4 protein-coding genes are annotated in these 5678 nt (G+C 66.2%); 1 reads left to right on the plus strand and 3 read right to left on the minus strand.

The window, feature by feature from the left end:
* The 3 genes from DYI24_RS19920 to DYI24_RS19930 form a co-directional block, all read right to left on the minus strand.
* The coding region (locus DYI24_RS19920) for a proton-conducting transporter transmembrane domain-containing protein (protein WP_283810879.1) at positions 1 to 789 on the minus strand (789 nt) is incomplete at its 3' end.
* Positions 786 to 1127: a Na+/H+ antiporter subunit C gene (locus DYI24_RS19925; protein ID WP_164573542.1), complete on the minus strand. Its 342-nt coding sequence runs from the start codon at positions 1125 to 1127 to the stop codon at positions 786 to 788. The genes DYI24_RS19920 and DYI24_RS19925, both read right to left, overlap by 4 nt.
* On the minus strand, positions 1118 to 4045 hold the full coding sequence (locus tag DYI24_RS19930; protein ID WP_164573543.1) for a monovalent cation/H+ antiporter subunit A: 2928 nt from the start codon (positions 4043 to 4045) through the stop codon (positions 1118 to 1120). The genes DYI24_RS19925 and DYI24_RS19930 overlap by 10 nt, the downstream gene beginning before the upstream one ends.
* 461 nt (positions 4046 to 4506) lie before the next feature.
* Between DYI24_RS19930 and DYI24_RS19935 the strand changes: the two genes are divergently transcribed.
* Positions 4507 to 5253 carry an SAM-dependent methyltransferase gene (locus DYI24_RS19935; protein WP_164573544.1) on the plus strand — a complete coding sequence of 249 codons (747 nt, stop codon included), beginning with the start codon at positions 4507 to 4509 and terminating at the stop codon, positions 5251 to 5253.
* Positions 5254 to 5678 lie beyond the last annotated feature (425 nt).

The raw sequence follows: 5678 nt of genomic DNA on the forward strand, positions 1-5678 counted from the left end.
GATCCCGACCTTGCTCATGATCGCGAAGATCGCCGCGACCGGTGCCGCTGCGGCCGCATAGGTCGTCGGCAGCCAGAAGCACAGCGGCCACATCCCGGCCTTGACCATGAAGGCGACGCCGAGCACGGCGGCGCCGGCTTCGAGCAGCGCCCGATCCTGCGCTGGCACCTGCGGAATCCGGATCGCCAGATCGGCCATGTTGAGCGTGCCGGTGACCGCGTAGATCAGGCTGACACCGATCAGGAACAGCACAGAAGCCGTCAGATTGATGGCGATGTATTGCAGCCCGGCCCGCACCCGCGCCTGCCCCGAGCCGTGCAGGACCAGGCCGTAGGACGCGGCCAGCAGCAGCTCGAAGAACACGAACAGGTTGAACAGATCGCCGGTCAGGAAAGCGCCGTTCAGCCCCATCAGCAGGAACTGCATCAGCGAATGGAAATGTGCGCCGACCCGATGCCACCGCGCCGTCGCGAAGATGGTTGACGCGAAGGCGAGCAGGCTAGTGAGCGCCAGCATCAGCGCCGACAGCCGGTCCGCCACCAGCACGATCGCGAACGGCGCCGGCCAGTCGCCGAGACGGTACACCGCAATCGGCGCTGCGCCGGTCGCAGTGGGGAGATCCGCGGCGCGCATCAAGAGCAGCGCGATGATGCCCATGGTCACGATCGAGGCGAGATTGGCGAACGCCTTGATCTGCTGATAACGCTCGTCGATCAGCAGCATCCCCGCGCCGACGAACAGCGGCAGCAGGATCGGCAGGATGATCAGATGGTCGGTCCAGCTTGTCATTCGTGGTCCCGGCCGTCGACGTGGTCATTTCCGGTCAGGCCGCGCGACGCCAGCAGCACCACCAGGAACAGCGCCGTGGGGGCGAAGCTGATGACGATGGCGGTGAGCACCAGCGCCTGCGGCAGCGGATCGGCGAACGCCTGAGGATCGGCGATCTGTCCCTTCTCCAGCACGGCGGCGGCGCCGACCTTGAGGCGCCCCATGCTGAAGATGAACAGGTTCACCGCGTAGGACAGCAGCGCCAGGCCGATGATGACCTGGAAGGTGCGCGGTCGCAGCAGCAGCCAGACCCCGCAGCCGGTCAGCACCGCGATGGCCAATGAGACGATCAGTTCCATCGGCTGGCCTCGGGCGTTGCGGCGCGGCCACCGGAGGGGCGGCGATGGCCGCGGATCGATTGGTGGGCCAAGGCGAGCAGCATCAGCGCGGTGGCGCCGACCACCAGCGAGAACACGCCGAGGTCGAACAGCGCCGCGCTGGCGAGCGGCACCTTGCCGATCAACGGGATCTCGGCGTAGGCGAAGGCCGAGGTGAGGAACGGACGTGCCAACGGCAGCGCCGCGGCGCCGGTGAACAGCGCCAGCAGCAGGCCGATGGCGATCCAACGCAGCGGATGGATGCGGAGCCGCGCTTCAATCCAGCGGGCGCCGCCCGCCATGTATTGCAGGATCAGCGCTGCTGCCATCGCGATGCCGGCAACGAAGCCGCCGCCGGGCTGATCATGACCGCGCAGCAATAGATACATCGCCGCGATGAAGATGAACGGAAACAACAACTGCATGATCATCGCCGGCACTGCGAGATAATCGGCGATGGTGTCGCCCTTGCGGCGATCGGCATCGGCGTCGTCGTGCTCGTCCTGCAGCCGCTGCTGTTCTGGGATGTCGATGCTGTCCGCGGCGGGGCGGAAGCGGCGGAGCAGGGCGAACACTGTCAGCGCCACCACCGCCAGCACGGTGATCTCGCCGAGCGTATCGAAGCCGCGGAAGTCGACCAGGATGACGTTGACGACGTTGGTGCCGCCGCCGTCCGCGTAGGCATGACGCATGAAGAACTGCGCGATGCTATCCGGCGCGGCGCGGGTCATCACCGCATAGGCCAGCAGCGCGACGCCGATGCCGGCGGCCGCTGCAATCGCGAGGTCGCGGATCCGCTGCACACGCTTGAGCACGCTGCGGTTGGCGGTGATCTCGCCGGTCTCGAGCTGCTTCGGCAGCCAGCGCAGCCCGAGCAGCAATAGCACTGTGGTGACGATCTCGACGCCGATCTGGGTCAGCGCCAGGTCCGCTGCCGAGAACCAGACGAAGGTGAGGCAGGTGGTCAGCCCCGATCCTCCGATCAGGATCAGTGCCGCCAGCCGGTGGAATTTGGCCACGGCGGTGCCGCCGAGCGCGCAGGCAATGCCGACCGTCCACACCACGGCGAGCGCCGGATCGATATCGTTGAAGGCGACCGGCGCGAGGCTGAGACCGCGCATCAGCACTGGCACTGCGGCTGCAATCAACGCGACGCAAACCAGCAGAAGCAATTGCGGCTGCAGCCGGCGGGTGCCGAACACGCGCTCGATCGCGCGGGCCCAGCGCCACGAGACCGTCACCAGCACGAGGTCGAACACCCGCTGGGTCTTGAAGCGGCCGGCGAACAGCGAGCTCGTCAGCCCCTGCTGCAAGGGCTCGCGCAACATCACGTACAACAGAACGCCGCCGATCAGCGCGATCACGCTCATCAGCAGCGGCCAGTTGAAGCCGTGCCAGACTGCGAGGCTGTAATACGGCGTCGCCGCGCCGAGCACCGCATGCACCGCGAGCTGCAGGAACGGCCCGATCGTCAGCGACGGCACGATGCCGACCACCAGACAGGTCAGCACCAGCAGTTCGACCGGAAACCGCATCCAGCGCGGCGGCTCGTGCGGCGTGCGTGGCAGGTCGACCGGCGGCGGGCCGAAGAACACTTCGCGGATGAAGCGCAGCGAATACGCCACCGTGAACATGCTGGCGAGAGTGACGATATAGGGCAGGGCGTCGTCGAGCAGCGAGCCGTCGTGGGTCTCGATCGTTTCGGCGAAGAACATCTCCTTCGACAGGAAGCCATTCAGCAGCGGCACCCCAGCCATCGCCGAAGCGGCGACGATTGCCAGCGCGCCGGTCTTCGGCATGAACTTCCAGAGGCCGCTGAGCCGGCGCAGATCGCGTGTGCCGGTCTCGTGGTCGATGATGCCCGCCGCCATGAACAGCGACGCCTTGAAGGTTGCGTGGTTGAAGACGTGGAAGATCGCGGCCACCAGCGCCAGCGGGCGGTCGAGACCGATCAGCAGCGTGATCAGGCCGAGATGGCTGATGGTGGAGTAGGCGAGCAGGCCCTTCAGGTCGCGCTGGAACACTGCGAGGTAGGCGCCGACGATGAAGGTGGCGAGGCCGGTGGTGCCGACGATCCACAGCCATTCATTGGTGCCCCCCAGCACCGGCCACAGCCGAACCAGCAGGAACACGCCGGCCTTCACCATGGTGGCGGAGTGCAGATAGGCGGAGACCGGCGTCGGCGCCGTCATCGCCCGCGGCAGCCAGAAGTGGAACGGAAACTGTGCGCTCTTGGTCAGCGCGCCGAGCAGGATCAGGATCAGCGTCGGCACGTACAGCGCGTGGGCGCGGACCTCGGTGCCGGCTGCCAGGAAGGCGTCGAGGTCGTAGCTGCCGACAATATGACCCAGTACCACGACGCCGGCGAACAGGCATAGCCCGCCTGTGCCGGTGATGGTCAGCGCCACACGAGCGCCTTCACGTGCCGCAGCGTTGTGGTGCCAGTAGCCGATCAGCAGAAACGAAAACAGGCTGGTGAGCTCCCAGAAGAACACCAGCTGGATCAGATTGCCGGACAGCACGATGCCGAGCATCGCGCCCATGAAGCCCTGCAGGAACGAGAAGAACCGCGGCACCGGGTCCGACGGCGACATGTAGTAGCGCGCGTACAGCACGACGAGGGCGCCGATCGCAGTGATCAGGCAGGCGAACGCCCAGGCGAAGCCGTCCAGCCGCAGCGTAAAGTTCAGGCCGAACTGCGGCAGCCAGTCGAGCTGATAGCGGATCGGCGCAGCATCGGCACCGGGATACAGCGGCACCAGCAGGAACAGACAGCCAAGCGCGACGGCCGCCGCGAGCCAAGCCTCGGCATTACGCGCGTTGGCAGGCAGCAGCGCCGCAAGCAGGCTGCCGGCGAACGGGAGAAGGATCACCGCGAGAAGAAAGACGTTCTGCGGCATTCCTCGGTCCTTCCAATCCTGTTCGTCGCTCCGCAGCCCTTTCGGCAACGTTCTTGGTCACGATTCATTTTATGGGGTTCGAAGGCGCCCGGAGCAAGACCAATGAGCCAGATTGGCTGGCCGCGATAACCATTCAGGCCCGCCGCCGGCGGTCCGAAACGTCGCACCAGGCCTGCGTGGACTGATACCGCGGTGCGCCCGTCCTGACAGGGCCCGTGCTCGGGAGGCTTCGTAGTTTGGTGACTGCGCGGATATTCGTTGGTCCGACGTCGGTGCGACGTTTTACCCCACGTTTCGCCGGTCCGACGGCAGGCTCGCGGCTGTCGGCGCAAAGACGTCCGCAGGCGATCGCTGCACAGTGAGGCCGCACCGCGAGTCGGTGTGGATCGTCTGCAGCGGCGAGGGCGCTGCAGTCGTGCAGTCGTGCAGTCGACGAATGAGTGAATGAAGGAGCTTCTCGAGTGGACATTCCGCGGATCTTTACCGTCAGCGAAAGCGCGCATCGCATCCACAATCCGTTCACGGCGGAGAAGCTCGCGGCGCTCGGCGCTTCGCTGCGGATGGAGCCGGGGACCCGCGTGCTCGATCTCGGCAGCGGGTCGGGCGAGATGCTGTGCACCTGGGCCCGCGATCACGGGATCAGCGGCACCGGGATCGACATGAGTCCGTTATTCACCGCGCAAGCGCAGCTCCGCGCCCGCGAGCTCGGCGTCGCCGATCGGGTTACGTTCGTTCATGGCGATGCCGCCGGCTATGTTGCCGATGCGAAAGTCGGCGTGGCGGCCTGCGTCGGTGCCACCTGGGTCGGCGGAGGCGTCGGGGGCACGATCGAGCTGCTCGCGAAGAGCCTACAGGACGGCGGCCTCATCCTGATCGGCGAGCCCTACTGGCTGCGATTGCCGCCGACCGAGGAGGTCGCCCAGGGTTGCCGTGCCCAGGCGAGCTCGGACTTCCTGCTGCTTCCGGATCTGATCGCGTCGTTCGACGCGCTGAATTACGACGTCGTCGAAATGATGCTGGCCAGTCAGGACAGCTGGGACCGGTACGAGGCCGCCAAGTGGCTCACCATGCGCCGATGGCTCGACGCCAATCCCGACGACGAGTTCGCGCCCGAAGTTCGTGCCGAGCTGACCACGTCGCCGGAACGCTACACGCGGTACGGCCGCGACTATCTGGGCTGGGGCGTGTTTGCGCTGATGGCTCGGTGAGCCAGCCTCGATAGGCATCCAGCCCAAAGCGGTTGCACTGCCGTGAGCCAAGCCCGCGGGAAATCCGGCGAGGGGCCTCCAAGCGGTCCGCGCGTCTGGGCTCCCGGCCGCCGATCGACGGAGCAGCTTCCGTCGTCGCTCTGGTCCGGCATGGACCTGATGGCTGGGCCGCCGCCGCTGGCCGGACGGTCGTTCGCGACAGCCAGATCCAGCCGGTGACGCCGCATGGCGCAGGTTCGGACCTCGAGACTGGTGGAGCTTGAAGGCGCGACTTCATCGGGCAGCAGCAACACTTTGCAGCGTCCGGCTGGTCGTATTCCCCAATCCGTAATTCGCATAAGGTATATTATGGAATATATCGATACGTGAGATTTGCCAGATACTTGTCTGGCATACACAAAGTTCTGCGTGCGCAACGCTTCATG

The organism is Rhodopseudomonas sp. BR0C11, from assembly GCF_010820945.1.
Lineage (GTDB): Bacteria > Pseudomonadota > Alphaproteobacteria > Rhizobiales > Xanthobacteraceae > Rhodopseudomonas > Rhodopseudomonas palustris_H.